Annotated in this window: 15 protein-coding genes; 6 read left to right on the forward strand and 9 right to left on the reverse strand. The window is 64.2% G+C overall.

Annotation, left to right across the window (positions count from 1 at the left end):
* Window positions 1-409 precede the first annotated feature (409 nt).
* From ACI3K3_RS20850 to ACI3K3_RS20860, 3 genes are all read left to right on the forward strand, one after another.
* Window positions 410-1603, forward strand: coding sequence for an AAA family ATPase (locus ACI3K3_RS20850; RefSeq protein ID WP_404917193.1), 1194 nt, complete (start codon window positions 410-412; stop codon window positions 1601-1603).
* 94 nt (window positions 1604-1697) lie between these two features.
* Complete coding sequence (locus ACI3K3_RS20855; protein WP_404917195.1) at window positions 1698-2795, forward strand: ParB/RepB/Spo0J family partition protein; 1098 nt, start codon at window positions 1698-1700, stop codon at window positions 2793-2795.
* 393 nt (window positions 2796-3188) lie between these two features.
* Window positions 3189-4547 carry a replication initiator protein A gene (locus tag ACI3K3_RS20860; RefSeq protein WP_404917197.1) on the forward strand — a complete coding sequence of 453 codons (1359 nt, stop codon included), beginning with the start codon at window positions 3189-3191 and terminating at the stop codon, window positions 4545-4547.
* Window positions 4548-5832: 1285 nt separating this feature from the next.
* Here the strand turns inward: ACI3K3_RS20860 and ACI3K3_RS20865 are convergent.
* On the reverse strand, window positions 5833-6873 hold the full coding sequence (locus ACI3K3_RS20865) for a hypothetical protein (protein ID WP_404917199.1): 1041 nt from the start codon (window positions 6871-6873) through the stop codon (window positions 5833-5835).
* 274 nt (window positions 6874-7147) lie between these two features.
* Here ACI3K3_RS20865 and ACI3K3_RS20870 point away from each other — a divergent pair, with 274 nt between their 5' ends.
* Complete coding sequence (locus tag ACI3K3_RS20870; RefSeq protein WP_404917201.1) at window positions 7148-8182, forward strand: integrase; 1035 nt, start codon at window positions 7148-7150, stop codon at window positions 8180-8182.
* Window positions 8183-8318: 136 nt separating this feature from the next.
* Window positions 8319-8711 (forward strand): hypothetical protein, encoded by a 393-nt coding sequence (locus ACI3K3_RS20875; protein WP_404917203.1) that lies wholly within the window; start codon window positions 8319-8321, stop codon window positions 8709-8711.
* Window positions 8712-8883: 172 nt separating this feature from the next.
* Here ACI3K3_RS20875 and ACI3K3_RS20880 read toward each other — a convergent pair whose 3' ends face one another.
* Together ACI3K3_RS20880 and ACI3K3_RS20885 are read right to left on the reverse strand one after the other, a co-directional pair.
* Window positions 8884-9150, reverse strand: a complete 267-nt coding sequence (locus ACI3K3_RS20880; protein ID WP_404917205.1) for a hypothetical protein — start codon at window positions 9148-9150, stop codon at window positions 8884-8886.
* Between the two features lie 103 nt (window positions 9151-9253).
* A complete protein-coding gene (locus ACI3K3_RS20885) occupies window positions 9254-9883 on the reverse strand; it encodes a TetR/AcrR family transcriptional regulator (protein ID WP_404917207.1) in 630 nt (209 codons plus the stop codon).
* Window positions 9884-10147: 264 nt separating this feature from the next.
* Between ACI3K3_RS20885 and ACI3K3_RS20890 the strand changes: the two genes are divergently transcribed.
* Window positions 10148-11068: a hypothetical protein gene (locus ACI3K3_RS20890; protein WP_404917209.1), complete on the forward strand. Its 921-nt coding sequence runs from the start codon at window positions 10148-10150 to the stop codon at window positions 11066-11068.
* Window positions 11069-11133: 65 nt separating this feature from the next.
* Here the strand turns inward: ACI3K3_RS20890 and ACI3K3_RS20895 are convergent, their stop codons facing one another.
* From ACI3K3_RS20895 to ACI3K3_RS20920, 6 genes are all read right to left on the reverse strand, one after another.
* Entirely contained in the window at window positions 11134-12012 is an 879-nt protein-coding gene (locus tag ACI3K3_RS20895) for a hypothetical protein (protein WP_404917211.1), read from the reverse strand.
* A gap of 226 nt (window positions 12013-12238) precedes the next feature.
* Window positions 12239-12631, reverse strand: coding sequence for a YidH family protein (locus ACI3K3_RS20900; protein ID WP_404917213.1), 393 nt, complete (start codon window positions 12629-12631; stop codon window positions 12239-12241).
* Window positions 12631-13026, reverse strand: coding sequence for a DUF1622 domain-containing protein (locus ACI3K3_RS20905; RefSeq protein WP_404917215.1), 396 nt, complete (start codon window positions 13024-13026; stop codon window positions 12631-12633). The genes ACI3K3_RS20900 and ACI3K3_RS20905 overlap by 1 nt, the downstream gene beginning before the upstream one ends.
* 364 nt (window positions 13027-13390) lie before the next feature.
* Complete coding sequence (locus tag ACI3K3_RS20910) at window positions 13391-13981, reverse strand: DedA family protein (RefSeq protein WP_404917217.1); 591 nt, start codon at window positions 13979-13981, stop codon at window positions 13391-13393.
* A gap of 133 nt (window positions 13982-14114) precedes the next feature.
* Window positions 14115-14399, reverse strand: a complete 285-nt coding sequence (locus tag ACI3K3_RS20915; protein ID WP_404917219.1) for a hypothetical protein — start codon at window positions 14397-14399, stop codon at window positions 14115-14117.
* Between the two features lie 191 nt (window positions 14400-14590).
* On the reverse strand, window positions 14591-15091 hold the full coding sequence (locus tag ACI3K3_RS20920; RefSeq protein ID WP_404917220.1) for a hypothetical protein: 501 nt from the start codon (window positions 15089-15091) through the stop codon (window positions 14591-14593).
* Window positions 15092-15132 lie beyond the last annotated feature (41 nt).

A 15132-nucleotide genomic window follows, 5' to 3' on the forward strand; every position in this document is an offset into this window, starting at 1 on the left:
CTATAAATTAGCCTTGGAACGCATTGCGATACGCTGACAAAAAGGGTTCATATCGCCGCGAGCCCACTTGGTCTGGACACATTATATATGTGGTCCTTGCGCCGTGCGGTGGTCGCTGAGGCGCTGGCAACGCCGCCCGCAGATCGCTCCCATTACGATCGGCGCGGATACACATCGCTGCCTGACCGCTTGCCTTGAGTTGGAAGCAAATCGATTCACGAAGCTAGCCGTTGAAGCAATCTGCGCGCGGATCGGGTTGCAGAAGCCCAATTTCATGCTCGGGCCGTTATAGTCGCCATGTTCGTCCGAACTTCAACCAAGACATCTCTTGGTTGATATTTAGGCTCGACTGAACATCCGTTCGTGCATATACCTGCAAAATCGTTCAAAATATAACCGCAGGCCAGACATGCATTCACAAGTCGACCGTATCTCGGAAATGGCCCAGGCGGGCGAGAAAATGATCGAGCGGTTGCGGCGCAAAGCCTTCCTGCCCGAGAGCCGGAAGGGACTCAATGTCCGCTTCGGAATTGCCGAGGCAGCGACCCTGCTCGGCTGCTCCACGAATCGCATCCGCATGGCGGAAGATGACGGACGCCTTCCGCCGCCGCCTGCCGCCGGCAACGGCCGCCGGCTAGGCTACACGGTGGAGGAAATGCTGCACATGCGCGAAGTGCTGGGCGCCTCCCCTGCCCGCGCTCCGTTGGACGTTCCTGCCATGATCGCCGTGCAGAATTTCAAGGGCGGCGTGGGCAAGTCCACCGTCACCACGCATCTTGCCCACTATTTCGCGGTGCAGGGCTATCGGGTTCTGGTGGTCGATTGCGACAGCCAGGCCACCACGACGACGCTGTTCGGCTTCAACCCGCACTTCAACATTACGCGCGAAGAGACGCTCTACCCGTACCTCTCCATCGACCCGACGCAGGCCGATCTGCTCTACGCCGTCAAGCGCACGCCCTGGCCGAACGTGGACCTGATTCCTTCGAACCTGGAACTTTTCGACGTCGAATACGAATTGGCCGCCGCCGGGGCGGATGGCCAGTCGGTGCTCGCGGCGCGTTTCCGCAAGCTCAAGCAAGGGCTGATGGACCTGGCGCGCAATTATGACGTCGTCATTCTCGATCCGCCGCCGGCGCTCGGCACGATCAGCCTTGCGGTCATGCAGGCGGCAAACGCCCTGCTCGTTCCGCTGGCGGCAACCACGCCGGACTTCTGCTCGACCGTCCAGTTCCTTTCGATGATGGACCAGGTGCTGGAGCAGCTCGTCGGGGCCGGCATCTCGGTGGACTATTCGTTCGTCCGCCTGATCTGCTCGAAGTTCGACGGCAACGACCCTAGCCACGATATGGTCCGCACCATCATGGAGCAGACTTTCGGGCCTGCCCTGCTGCCCGTGCCCATCCTGGAGAGTGCCGAGATCAGCCATGCGGCCCTGCGCATGATGACGGTCTACGAACTCGAAAAGCCGATCGGCACGCCGCGCACGCACAAGCGCTGCAAGGCCAACCTGGACGAGGCCATGGGCCAGATCGAACAGCTGGTGCGCACCGGATGGGGCCGTTCGCAGCGCGTGGACGAGGATTTGCTGGTCAATGGCTAACCTGCTCTCACACCACGAAAAAGCGTTTTCCTACAGGGCATTCGTTCGTCATATGTTCCCGTCCGATTCTCGCTATCCATCTTCGAGGTAAGCCATGGCCCGCAAGCAATCAGACTATCTCGCCGCCCTGCTCTCGGACGACGACTTCCGTTTGGAAGACGACGTCGCGCCGCCCGCCGGCAACGCTTCCGAGGCAACCGCCGAACCGGCGAGCCTGCCCCCCATCGAGCCACGCCCGCGTGCGGAGCGTTCGCGCGGCACCACCCTGCTGGGCCGCGAAAGCGCCCTCGCCCGCGTCGCCACCGGCGAAGTGCGCCAGGTCACGCAGCTCCTTCTCGATCCCGCGCGCGTGCGCATCTGGCCGGGCAACGCCCGCTCCTATGCGCATCTCTCGGAAGAGTCCTGCCGCGAACTGATCGACTCCATCATTGCCGAGGGCGGGCAGAAAGTCCCGGCGGTGGTGCGCCGCGTGGAAGGCGATGCCGATCACGACTATGAAGTCATCGCCGGTACCCGCCGCCATTGGTCGATTTCCTGGCTGCGCGGGCATTCCTACCCGGACATGCAGTTCGTGGCGCAGGTCGCCCAGTTGGACGACGAAGCGGCCTTCCGCCTTGCCGACCTTGAGAACCGGGCCCGCAAGGACGTTTCGGATCTCGAGCGCGCCCGCAACTATGCCCACGCGCTGCGGGACCACTATGGCAACCACATGACCCGGATGGCCGAGCGACTGAAGCTCTCCAAGGGCTGGCTGTCGAAGATGCTCAAGGTTGCCGCCATTCCAGATGCCGTGTTGTCGGCCTTCGCATCTCCGGCCGACGTGCAGTTGAAGCCGGCCTACCCGCTGGCGCAACTGCTCGACGACCGCGACAAGGCCGTCGCCATCCGCAAGGAAGCCTCCCGCCTCGCCCGCGAGCAAGCCAATCGCCGCGCTGACGGTCGCCCTGCCATCGTGGCGGCGGACGTTCTCAAGGCCCTGCTCGCAGCACCCGACGCCGAGCGCGCCAAGCCGGAACCCATGACGATCGTGTCTCGTCACGGCCGCACCATGGCCACGGTTCAATCGAGCAACCGCCAGGGCGTGACGCTGCGTCTCCATGCGGGTTCCGGCGCCAATCGCGAGGAAGTGTTGAACGCCGTACGCAACCTGCTGATCCAGCTCGACGGCGAAGGCCGAGGTTTGCAGACATGACCGGCGGCGAAGGTGAGCCGCGGCCAGGAATGGCCGTCATCACCTTCGCCGCTCGCTACGGTCGCCTCGGAGGACGCGAGTCCGCATACAAAAATGCAGGGGCCCTCCCCTGCATTTTTTGTATCTGCAGACGTTCGTCGCACCGATCCCGACAGTCGTTTCCCCGGGGAAACACCTTTTGTGTCCGTGACGGTCGAACGGCAGCGTTCCAGGTCGGCGAAAACCACGCACAAGTTCTGCACAAGCAAGGTTCTACGCCATTTGCGCGGTTCCGGGCGGGCCGCCATTATGCCGAGAATCACCCGAACCCGTCGATTCTCGTTTCCCCGGGGAAACAACGAAGCGCCGTGTCCGGCAGAGCCCTGTCCACCGTCCTGAACGCGGAATGAGAAAATGAGTCGCCCGAAAAGAGAGACGGCCTCGGAGCAGTTCGACCTGTTCCTTCCGTATATCGCGGACCTGCCGATGCGCGACCAGCGCGAGATGATGGAGCGGCCGTTCTTCAGCCTGGCAAAGTCGAAGCGCGCCAAGCCGATCGATTACACCAGCCCCGACGGCAAGCTGTGGGTCCACGTTTCCGCCAACCCCGACTATGGCATGGCGACGATCTGGGATGCCGACATCCTGATCTACTGCGCCAGCATGTTGGCCGACATGGCGCGGCGCGGCGTCAACGATGTTCCGCGCAAGCTGCATCTCATGCCCTACGACCTGCTGCGCGCGATCGGCCGCCCGACCACCGGGCGCGCCTATGAACTGCTTGCGCAGGCGCTGGACCGTCTGGTCGCCACCACGATCAAGACCAATATCCGCGCCGAGAACCGCCGGGAGGCGACGTTCTCCTGGCTGGATGGCTGGAACCAGCTGGTCGATGAGCGCACCGAACGATCGCGCGGCATGACCATCGAACTTTCCAACTGGTTCTGGGAAGGCGTGATGATGAAAGGCGGCGTGCTCTCGATCGACCGCGCCTATTTCGACATCACCGGCGGCCGCGAACGCTGGCTCTACAAGGTTGCACGCAAGCACGCCGGCGGTGCAGGGGAGGGCGGTTTCGCGATCTCCATGCCGGTTCTCTTCGAGAAGTCCGGGGCCGAGGGCAAATATCGCCGCTTCAAGTTCGAGATGCTCAAGCTCGTCGAGAAGGACGATCTGCCGGGCTATACGCTCTCGCTCGAAACCGCGCGCGATGGCGAACCCATGATCCGCATGCGCCGGGTCGACGGCAAGGGCGGCGCGGAGAGGGGCCTGCCTGCCTCGCTGGCCGCGAATGAGGACGGAATGGAGCAGGCCGTCGAACAGGCTTTTTCATCCCCCCGAGCGGTGTTGCCCGAAAGCGAAGGCGGCACCAAGGCATCCGCTCCGCGCAAGCGAAAGCCGTCTTCCCGCACCGCCGCCACAACGCACGCGGTCCAGGGCTCGCCGGAAGGCATGCCCTCGCGGCCGGCCGTTTCCCTGGGGAAACCTGCCGCCACCGGAGACATCGAAACCGTCGGGGTGGTCGATGCCAGCCAGCTTATCCGGCGGACCGTGATCGGCCTGTCCGAGGCGGCGACCCGCGGTTTCATGACTGACGAGACCATCGACTTCCTACGCCGGACCTGCCCGGGCTGGGATCTTCACGCCCTTCACGCCGACTTCGAACGCTGGGTCGCCGTCTCGCCCGAACGCACTCCGGCCGATTGGCAGCGGGCCTTCATCGGTTGGGTGAAGCGCCATCACGAAAAGCATGGCCGCAATCTGCGCGGCTAACCTCGCGCTGTCCGAACAGGCTATCAAGGCCCCGAAGCGGTAATCGCTTCGGGGCCTTTTCTTTGCCCGAGCGGCTCGGCAGGGTGGCGATGGAACTGCGGGGCAGCGGTTGATACCGGCGAGATTGTCACCGCCAATGCAAGACTGATGGCGCTGCCATCTTCCATGTTGCCGAGCCTGCTGTTCCGGGTATCGCCCAACCGCAATCCGCTGGGACGACCGATGACCCGCCTCCAAGCCAAAGGTGCCAAGCCAGCGCCGCCCGCCAGGCGCTCGTGCCGGAAAGAAGGTACGGAACGGTCATCTGCGAAGTCGCCGTGATCAACTCGTGCCGGCTCAGCCCATCCCGGGACGATCATAACTGCGCACATCCATGCCGGGCGTTCGCGAAAGTTCGATAGTGGGGCTGCCACCATCATCCGCTTCGTTGCAGGCGTTCCCGAAGTGTCGCGTCCGACGGCGAGAGGATCGCGCAGAGCGACAGTCTTTGCGAGAGCAGACGGATGATTGAACCTTTCCACAGCACCCCCCTGAAAAAGTGATTCAAATATTCGACGCATTTCTAGGGCTTCGACACACCAGGAACGCCCTGATCGCATGCTTCGACCCTTCAGGAACAGCCGTTCGACATTTCAGGAACAGGCTTTCGATCCTTCGGGAACACCGTCCACGACACATCGGGAACGAAGCAACGACACTTCGGGAATGGTACGAAATTGCGAATCGCGGGATTTGGACGCCTGCGGCTGAATTTCCGCGCGCGTAACTTTTCTAACAGAATCCCTCTAAAGAGTTTTCTAACCGCTTCGCCCGAAGTTTGAGTTCTGGATAGATGGGCGAGAGGCGTCGCGCCACGCCGAACCGTAATACCTCGCACGCATGCCGGTCGCTCTGAATGACCGGTCTCGCCCCGCCGTCACCTTCCGGCCGATTTGAATCATTTCCAGCACCCTCAAGGCGGTTTTCGTGCAAGCGCGACCCCGGCCGCCTGGCCCTGTCAGGATGGTGTCGCGAAATTTGCCCTGAGAAGCCCGTAGAGCGCGTTGAGAGGGGCTCCGGGCCTGCACCCTATCGAAGGTCGGTTTCGGCGCTCCAGGAGGCCCGGTCTTGCGACGTTTCAAAACCGCCGTTTTCCAGGAACTTGAACCTCGAACGGGCAGAAATCGCTCGAAAAGGTGCTATCCGGAGGATCGAGGGGCGCGGATAGCATTGCCCGGCCCGATTTCATTGCGAGCTGTGTCCATGGTCAAATGGCCCTCTCGCCATCCTGGCCGATAGACCCGCGCTACTCTTGTTCGCCTCCGAACGTCGATCGGCTCAAAAGCTCATCGAGCGCGCGCATCGATTCCTCGTAATCGGCGATCGCATCGGAGGAGGGATGGATCTCCCGCCGATCGGGGACCGTGGGGACAGCGTCGTAGACGCCGGGCCCGTAGACGTACAATCTGGTGGCATTACGCGCGACCTCGCTGTGAACGAGGCCGCTGGCCTCCAGCGTGGAGGTTACCACCCGCACCCCGGGACGCGACACGCCGATCACCCGCTCGATCTGGGTGCCCCGCAACGGGCCGAAGCCGGCGAGGTACTCGGCCAGCCTTTGCGCGCGGCCGCTGCTGCGGCGGTCTTCCAGACGCGATTGCACCACCGCGATATCGGCCTCGGCATCGCCCAGCCAACGGTCCAGTCTGGCAAGCGCGTCATGAAGGCTAACGACGGCGTGGTCTGCCAGATCGCCGTCGTCGGCCTCGAACCCGGCCAGCGGCAATGCGACCAGGCCGGGCAGGGGCAAAGCGATCGGCAGGCCATGGCGGGGTGAAAGATAGCCCCCCGCCAGCAGGTCCAGCGCCCACCGCGAATTTCCGGAGCCATGCCGTTCCGGGTCGATACCTCGGGCCAGATCGAAGCCGTTCTCCTCCCGCGCGAAATGCAGGGACTGCGTCGCCGCTGCGAAAAGCCTTTCGACCGGCACGAAGGGCAGCCCGTTTCCATCGGCGTTCAGAACCTCGACGACCTCACGGGCCACCGCAATCGTTGCATGGGCATCTTCATGATCGGCGCCGCCGTTGAAGTCTTCAGGGGCCAGAAATGCTTGCTGGAGCGTTGCGGCGGCGGTCGCCAGCGAGGCCCAGGAATTGTGGCGCAATTCGGTGAGAATGGCCTGGCAGAGTGCTTTTGGTGAAGGGCGCGAACCGACCGGCGAATGGCCTGAAAGCGTGTCCAGGCCTGCGAACCAGGCGAAAAAGCGGTTCTCGGTGAATTCATGCCCTTCCTGCCGGAGCGCTGCGATCAGGCTTTCGCGGACCGATCTTGCAGCCAGAACCCTCAAGGCTTCTGGGCCCGCTCGCATAATGCCGGCCTGCAAGCGGCCAAGAAGCAGTGCGGCCAGCGTCTCCGGCTTGGAATAGGGCTCCGGGGTCACAAAATTCCTCACGAAATCAACGAGATTGTGCAGAGGGAAACCTAACTAGGATTAGGTATACACCCTCTTGTGTCAAGATTTCGGGCACTATCGATAACGATAGAATCGGGCTATGGAGGTGATCGGGCAGAGCAGATTGCGAGCGCTAGCCGCAACACGGCGAACCGCGAGGAAGGATACCATGACCTCGACACCCTCTTCAACGGTGGAGAACGAGGACGGACGGATCGTCGTCGTCCATGGTCCGGGAGAGCAGGTCCTACCCCGACGCGGATCCGGCCATGGAGTGGACAGGGTTTCGCGTCTGCTGGCTGCGATCGAGGGCTTGCTGCCGCCGGGGCCCGCGATCGATGCAGCGGTCATGCACGCCGCGATGGAGCGGCACGCGCCTGCAAGCATCAAGGCAATGACGAACGATCTCGACGATTATGCCCGTTATTGCCGGAAGCGCCGCCTGATCGGCCTCCCCGCAGACGAGGCCGGCCTGTTGCCATATCTGGCGGATGGCGAGGCGAGGGGATTGAAGCCGACTACGCTTGCACGGCGCCTGGCCACCTTGAGAGCCCTTCATACCCTGTTCGGTTGGGGAGACATCGACAAGGACAGGATCGGGGAGGGGGACGTCCTGCGCGATTTCCTCCGGGATGCACGTGCCCGCGCGGCGGCGCGAAAGGTCACCATAGCCCCGGTTGCAGCGATCTCGCTGCAAGCTCTGCTGGACGCTTGCGAAGACGATCCGCCGGGCCTCCGCGATGCGGCTCTGCTGTCGCTTGCCTCGGAAACCGGTCATCGCATGGCCCGCATCGCGTCCGTGACATGCGCGGATCTGGCCGTGCGGGCGGACGGTTCTGCACCCCTTCCGCTATCGTCTGCGACCATGCGCCGCATCGAGGACTGGATCGCGGTATCGGGGATCGAGGACGGCGCGCTGTTCCGCCGCGTCGCGGTCCGCCGGGTCAAGGCGCGGGCAGGGGCCGAGCCGTCGCTTCGCAAGCTGGCATGGAACCACAGGCGCGGCGAGGGACGCCTTGGCGCAAGAGCGGCACGACCCGCGCGTGTCGACTATGCAATCGGCGAAACAGCGCTGACGGCGGCCGCGATTAGGCTGATCCTTGAGCGCAGGGCGCGGCGGGCGGCGGAACTGGGCCTGATCGCGCTGCAAGGCCCTGCACTGGAAGCGGTCATCGCGGCTCTGGATATCCGTTCGCTGCGGTGAAGCGCCGGAGGTCGTCAGGGCGGCGTGGGCAAATTCGACCCTTGCTGAATGGCGGGAAGGGGTGGGAAGCAGACCGGCCGGTTCTGCACTGCCGAAGCGCATTGCGAACATCCCCCGTTACGCTAAGCATCATGTGATGCGTGAACCAGACTTTTCAATCGACGGGTGGTGCCTTGAGGATGGGGAGGCTTATCATGCCGACGCACCCGAAACGTTCTGGATACCCGAGCGGCAGCAGCGGGAAAGTCTTCAACCCGGTGACATTGCGAAGCTTATCTTCCGGATCAGTGTTGACAACGGAAACGAAAATGCCGCGGTTGAACGGATGTGGGTTCTCGTCCGGGAGAGAATCTCGGGTGGCTATCTCGGCATCCTCGATAACGAGCCGGATGCTATCGCAGAAAATGATGAGTTCTGGATTGGTACGGAGCTCTCCTTCTCTGCCAAGCACGTCATCAACATCCAAGAAAAGGACGATGCAACCGTCGCACTTGCTCAAGAAGAGCCGCTACGGCGCTGGTCGAGGTAATGCTGAGCGTCCGATTTCGGCATCCCACAAAACCGATGGAACGGCGAGAATGGGGCGCTTCCCGCTGGTCAGCTTTCCGGGTGAAAATTTTGTAATGGGGTCATTCCGCTTCCTGCGATCGGCCTAGCGCCTCCCATGACCTGAAGGGTGGGGAATACGTCGTTCGGTAGCATCAATCCTGCCGGGCCACTCTTTTCCAAAATATGCACGTCAACAGCGCGAATCCGACCAGTGTTGATACAGCCGTGGCAAGTCGCAAGTCCGGGACTTGGATCGAAAACAGATCAAATAAGAAGAGCAAGGTCGTCAATAACAAACTGACCCCCGCTGCCGTCCTCCGGGAAATAAAAAGCTTGCCCAGCTTGTAGGCCGGTGCAGCAATGACAACCATCATCACAGGCCGCACCGCCACGGCTATCAATTCTGCTAGCTGGTTCACCACTCACTCGCTTGGACACGACAATCTTCTCGCGCAGCAATGGCAGGACTTCGGTATGACCTCAATGGGGCGTAACCGGACTGTCTGAATTTGTCCGCGCACCCTAGTCTCCGGCTAGGGTGGAGCCGACGACGAGACGGTGGAGAAGCCGCGCTACGTCTTCCACCGAGTAGTCCTGTTCCGGCTGCGCGAGCCACCAGGAGATGGTCTCGGCGATCAGGCTGGTCGAGCAGATCGTGCCGAGTGTCTTGGGAAGCCAGGTATTGGTGGAAGGCTGGCTTTCCGCGACGATCGTGGCGCGGCGTAGCCATTCCCGGCGCATCGACGGGCCCGCGCCCCCGTTCAGCAGCACGGCCCAGAGAGCGCGATGCTGCTGGACGTATGCGCAGAGCGCGTGAAAGGCGGTGGCGTCTCCCTGCGCTGTCCTGATCGGCAGGGTCAGGTCCACCAGCGCGTTGATCTGGTCCGTGGCGATATGTTCCAGCAGCTCGTCCTTGCCGGCGTGGTGGCGGAAGAACGTGGCGTAGTGAACCCCGGCCTCGGCGCAGATCTCGCGCACCGATATCTGGTCGAATGCCTTGCTTTCCAGCAGGCGCAGCAGGGCTGCGTGAAGCGCTGCGGCGGAGCGCGCGGCGCGGGCATCCGTGCCGGGGGTTCGGGGCGGTTTGGGGGCATTTTTGAAGGGCGTTGCGGGCGCGGGACTGTCGGCCTGGGGGCGGGAACTCTTGCTCATCCCGCCTTCGAACAGGTCCGGCGGGGCTGTTGCAAGCCTTTTCGCCGGGAAGCCCGTCATGGCAGCAGCAGGCAGTGCGGGGATAGGCGCTTTCCGAGCGGCTTTGCGCGCGTCTCATCGCGCGGGCGCGGTTTTCCCGGGAGACCCAGGCGCCATGCGGGTTTCTCCTGAAGGAAGGCAAGGTAATGACCGATATCCCCGCCGGTTGAGGCGCGCCATTTTTCCGTGTCCGGGGCCACTTGCCCCCGCGAGGGAGACGAGGCGATGACAGTTCCGGCAAGGAAATCTGGCGAGTGGCCGCCGGTCGCGCCGGCCGATGCCCGGTTGCTCACCGCTCCGCTGTTGCTGCGTGTCCTGCTGCTGCCCGTGATCCTGCCCGCCGTGGTCCTGCTGGCGGGGCTGGTCTGCGCCGAGGCGCGGGCGCAGGAGGCGGATTCGGCTCCGGCGGGCGGCGCCGCCACGGAAGGGCAGGCGCTGGCGGACAAGCTGGCCAATCCGGTCTCCAACCTGATCTCGGTGCCGCTCCAGTCCAACTACGATTGCTGCTATGGCCCCGACGACGGCGACCGCTACACGCTGAACATCCAGCCCGTGATCCCGCTGGGCCTGTCGAAGGACTGGAACCTCATCACCCGCACCATCCTGCCCGTGATCAGCCAGGAAGAGACGGCGCGCGGCGCAGGAAACGGCGATACGGGGCTGGGCGATACGCTCCAGAGCTTCTTCCTCTCACCGAAGCAGGCGAAGAACGGGCTGGTCTGGGGCGTCGGCCCGGCGATCCTCTGGCCCACCGGCAACAGCACCTTCGGGGGCGACAAGTTCGCCGCCGGGCCAACGGCGGTGCTGCTGAAGCAGGGCGGGGGCCTGACTTACGGGTTCCTGGGCAACCACGTCTGGTCCTTTGCGGGCAAGTCGTCCGCGCCGGGCATCAGCCGCACTTTCCTCCAGCCCTTCATCACCAAGACCCTGCCCGATTCCACCAGCTTCGCGCTCAATACCGAGACGGGCTACGACTGGAAGACCAAGGACTGGACGGTGCCGGTGAACCTTTCCGTCAGCCATGTCGTGAAGTTCGGCAAGCAGCCGGTCAGCCTGGGCGTGGGCGCGCGCTACTATGTGGAGCGGCCCCGCTTCGGCCCGGAATGGGGTGCCCGCTTCGTGATGACGCTGCTGTTCCCCGAATAGAAAAGCACGATCGTAACGAGAAAGGCGGCGGCCCGATCCGGGTCCGCCGCCTTCTTTCGTGACCGTCAGAACGAGGCCTGGAGCAGCACGGCGGGGCCGTAGAGCTTGTAGCGCACCCGGCCGTCCCAGCGTTCCTTGTCGATGCCCAGGCGATAGTCGACGTAGCGATAGGCCACCCCCAGCGCGAGGTTCTTGGCGACCGCGTAATTGGCGCCGACCTGGGCATTGAGGAGGCGGCCGTCGTAGTCGTCGATCTTCAGCGACAGCCAGTCGAACCGGCCGTTCAGCTCCACGCGTGGGGCGACTTTCCAGGTGCCGAAGGCGCCGATCGTGGGCAGCGGGGCAAGGGTATCGCGGCGGCGCGTTTCGGTCTGCCCGGCCTGTCCGCCGACCGAGGCGAAGCCCGACAGCGAGGTTTCGAACCGGGTGACATGGGCACCGATCGCCGCGCCCAGTTCCAGCGTGGGGCTCTGCACCAGGGCGTAGCCCACCGTCAGCCGGTAGATCTGGCTGTCGAAGCCGCTGCGGACCTGCACGTTGGCGGGGTAGACCACGCCGTCGAACGCGATGTCACGCTTGAGGCCGGTCTGGCCGTTGCGGTTGAGCTTGTAGAAGTCCGCCCCCACGATCACTTTGCCGAAGCGCGCGCCGCCGCTGAAGGAGGGCAGGATTTCGCCTTTGTCGAGCGCGAGATCCTGCTCGAAATCGATGTCGGTGCCGATCTCCGCGCCCGGGGTGGCCGGGGTGGAGGAGCCGATGCGCACGTCGGTGTCGATGCGCGGGAAGAAGGCCATCGCGCTGATCCAGTAATTGTTGTCCAGCGTCTGCGCCTCCGCCGGGACGCTCAAGGCCGCTGCCGCCGCGCAGGCGCCGGTCAGTGCGGCTTTACGGGCCCCGGACGAACGGCGCCGGGCCGAAACCACATGGGAAATCGTGCCTTCCATGGTCTGCTCCTGTGCGATGCGGCCTGACGGGCGGGCTTGGTCAGGCGGCGATGGACGATATCGGCTTCGGCGTTCCTGCGTCATACCGTTGAGAACATGGGCGAAGGAGCCACCGGAAGCATAGGCGCGCCGCCCGGCCCCGCGTATCGGGGCCGCCCCGGAGCAACCCCTCGGGTAAACCCCTAGGGGATGGGATTAGAGCGGCAGATTCCTCGCGGGTCGATCGTCAAACCAGGCGCCCGGCGATGGCGATGAACAGGACGACGCCGGCCAGCGACATGATCACCGCCATCAGCAGGACCGAGCGACCCAGGCGGAACGGCCCGGCCTGGGCGATCTCGCGCAAGGTCATCCAGTAGCTGGCGGTGCCCAGCAGCATGGAGAGCGTGCCCATCGCGGCCAGGAACATGCCGACATGTTGGGGGCTGTCGGTCCGGGCGATCTGCCCATGGTCGGCCAGCGCCTTGAGCAGCTTGTAGATGGTGAAGCCGAAACTCAGCATCGAGAGCGAGGTGCGGATCCAGGCCATCAGGGTGCGGTCCGCCGCCAGCACCGTGCGGATGGCGCCCAGATCGCCGGGCAGGGCCGGTGGGCGGGCGTGATCTTCGCGGAAAGCCATCACGACACCTCCTGCGTTTCAGCGGGCTCGCGGGGGCCTAGCCTGGCTTCCGCGCGGCGCTCTGCGCGTTCGCGCAAGCCATCCATGTCGCGGTCGAGGAAGAAGTTGAGCAAGGTCCGCAAGGCGGCGACTGCCGCCAGCTTGCCGATGTCGTTCCAGTCGGGAGCGATCGTGGTCTCCACGATGTCCGCGGCAAGCTGGAAACTCAGCCCCGCCACCAGCCAGCGGCCCAGCGAAAGCCATACGGGGCCGAGTTCGTCCTCGGTCCCGCCGAACAGCAGCAGCCGGGAAAGCCCGATCGCGCCCTGGATCGCGCCGCAGGCAATGGCCAGTATCGCCAGCAGGTTCACGCCGAGCGCGACGTATTCGGCAAGGGCGTGCAGGACGTCTTCCATGGGCAGGCTCCCTTGAACTGCGGAGCAGGATGGTCTTTCGGCAATGCCCATGGCCATCGGGAGAAACCCCGAAAAGCGGCGCTTTGCGGCCCGATCACCCTAGGCCGTAAACTCATAAATGGCACCATCGAGGCGTCCAAATGGCGAACAGCTCGGGCCGAAGCGACCGCCGGGCGGGCTGGTTGCCCGTCCAAGGTCGGTTTGGTTCGAGATGGAAGCCATTTGGACGTCCTTCGGATTTGACGCAAAATGGCCCATCGCTGCGTCGGCAGGACTTGAAATATCGACATATTCCTGCGCCCTGCCTTCTGGCGCTGAGCCATTTTGCCTCAAACCTCGATGGTGCCATTTATGAGTTTACGGCCTAGTTGGAGGGCCGATCCTCCGCCTCGATCGATCGGCGCAGGCGGGCGCGTACCAGCAGGGCAATGGCGGTGGCCACGGCCACGAGTGCGGCAATTGCCAGCGCCAGATGGCCATGCCGTCTCAAGTGCCCGAAGGCCAGTTCGACCGCTCCGCCGAAGCTGTAGCCGATCCCCCCGATGACGATCCCCCAGAGCACCGCCGCCAGGGCATTGAGCAGCACGAAGCGGCGGGCGGCAACGGCGGAAGTGCCGATGGCGATCGGGCTGATGGTCCTGAAGCCGTAGAGGAAGCGGAAGGCCAGGATGAAGCCGGTGGGATAGCGCTCCAGCAACCGCAATACGCGCGAGAACGTCGGCCTCTCGGTGATCTTGCGGACCAGCCTGTGGGTGCGGAAGCGGCGACCGAGCAGGAAGAACACCTGGTCCGCGACGAAGGAGCCGATGGCGGCGGCGGCCATCACGCCGTGAAGCGGCAGCAGGCCCTGATGCGCGATCAGCCCGCCGGAAAGGACGACCGTCTCCCCCTCCAGCGCCGCTCCCAGGGCGACGGCAGGCAGGCCGAATTGTGCGATCAGGGCTTCTATCGACATCTCGCTTCCGGCAGGCGGCCAGGATCGGCCATCGGCGCGCCGTCAGGAACGGTTCGAAAGGCCCTCAGGTTCCGGGCAGGTTCCGGGCGGGTTCCGGTGTCCCGCCGCTCGCCCCGCCGCGTGGGGGGCGATGTCAGAGCTTGTCGTCGACCAGGCGCAGGCGGGTGCCGCCGCCCACGGCGATCGACGATCCCTCGGGATATTCGATCGTGCCGTCCGGGCGCAGCAGCGCGAACTCGGCGGTATCGACGCTGCCGTTGACGGTGACCGGCGTGGTGGTGGACAGCGGAACCGCCTCTCCCTTCAGCTTGAAGGTATCGACGCGCCAGGCCAGCACCTGGTCCATCTCCGCCGGAATCAGCGCGGTTCGGCCGCCGTCGATCCGCGTAGACACGTAGAAACCGTCAGTTGCCGGCATGCATGCCGTAGAAATCAGCTCGTGATCCGTCACGCCGTTCATTCCAGATTGCCCCCGCGTCCCATTCCCGAGCCTGCGCTCGGGGGCGATGACGCAAGGGGTATTGTAGTCGCGCTTACGGCATCCTTACAGGGTGTTTTTCACAAGTTTTTCGCATTTCGGAAACAATCGCGGCGGTGGCAGGCCGGCCGTTATCCCTGATCGCGTTCCGCCGGGGCTTCTGCGCGGGCCGCGCCATATTGCGCATCCCATGCCGCGAGGTCGGCCTGGTACTGTTCATAGGCGTCGAAAAAGGCGCGAAACGGCGCTTCGGCGCTGGCGAGGCCGCCGGGGGCGAACTGTTCGAGCTGCGCGGCGGGCACGTTCTGGAGCGCGCCGGTCAGATCCAGCGCGGCGCGGCAGAGCGAGGGCACGACCGGCGGCAGGGCGAAGAAGTTGTAGACCTGCGTCTGATATGCCTCGCGCTCGCGGATCGCCTTGGCGCCGAAGCGGATGCGGTATTCCTTGTCGAGATTGCGGTTCGCTGTCGTCAGCGTCTTGGCGTATTTCTTCTGGAACTCCGCATAACCGGCCAGGATCGGCGCCCCCTGCTCCCCGGTGCAGTTGAGCGCGGCCACGTTGTAGGCGGAACGCAGGTTCCAGAGTGCCTGCGCGGCGGAAACCTCGCTGTTGACCGTGCGGCGCGCAGGCACTCTGGAACCTGCGTTCCGCCTACAACGTGGCCGCGCTCAAC

This window comes from Novosphingobium sp. ZW T3_23 (assembly GCF_044987305.1).
Classification (GTDB): domain Bacteria; phylum Pseudomonadota; class Alphaproteobacteria; order Sphingomonadales; family Sphingomonadaceae; genus Novosphingobium.

Coding starts and splice junctions, on each gene's coding strand:
- ACI3K3_RS20915 (WP_404917219.1), bottom strand. CDS start 14,399: ATGCCGGCAACTGACGGTTTCTACGTGTCTACGCGGATCGACGGCGGC.
- ACI3K3_RS20910 (WP_404917217.1), bottom strand. CDS start 13,981: ATGTCGATAGAAGCCCTGATCGCACAATTCGGCCTGCCTGCCGTCGCC.
- ACI3K3_RS20855 (WP_404917195.1), top strand. CDS start 1,698: ATGGCCCGCAAGCAATCAGACTATCTCGCCGCCCTGCTCTCGGACGAC.
- ACI3K3_RS20860 (WP_404917197.1), top strand. CDS start 3,189: ATGAGTCGCCCGAAAAGAGAGACGGCCTCGGAGCAGTTCGACCTGTTC.
- ACI3K3_RS20890 (WP_404917209.1), top strand. CDS start 10,148: ATGACAGTTCCGGCAAGGAAATCTGGCGAGTGGCCGCCGGTCGCGCCG.
- ACI3K3_RS20900 (WP_404917213.1), bottom strand. CDS start 12,631: ATGGCTTTCCGCGAAGATCACGCCCGCCCACCGGCCCTGCCCGGCGAT.
- ACI3K3_RS20885 (WP_404917207.1), bottom strand. CDS start 9,883: ATGAGCAAGAGTTCCCGCCCCCAGGCCGACAGTCCCGCGCCCGCAACG.
- ACI3K3_RS20875 (WP_404917203.1), top strand. CDS start 8,319: ATGCGTGAACCAGACTTTTCAATCGACGGGTGGTGCCTTGAGGATGGG.
- ACI3K3_RS20895 (WP_404917211.1), bottom strand. CDS start 12,012: ATGGAAGGCACGATTTCCCATGTGGTTTCGGCCCGGCGCCGTTCGTCC.
- ACI3K3_RS20905 (WP_404917215.1), bottom strand. CDS start 13,026: ATGGAAGACGTCCTGCACGCCCTTGCCGAATACGTCGCGCTCGGCGTG.
- ACI3K3_RS20850 (WP_404917193.1), top strand. CDS start 410: ATGCATTCACAAGTCGACCGTATCTCGGAAATGGCCCAGGCGGGCGAG.
- ACI3K3_RS20870 (WP_404917201.1), top strand. CDS start 7,148: ATGACCTCGACACCCTCTTCAACGGTGGAGAACGAGGACGGACGGATC.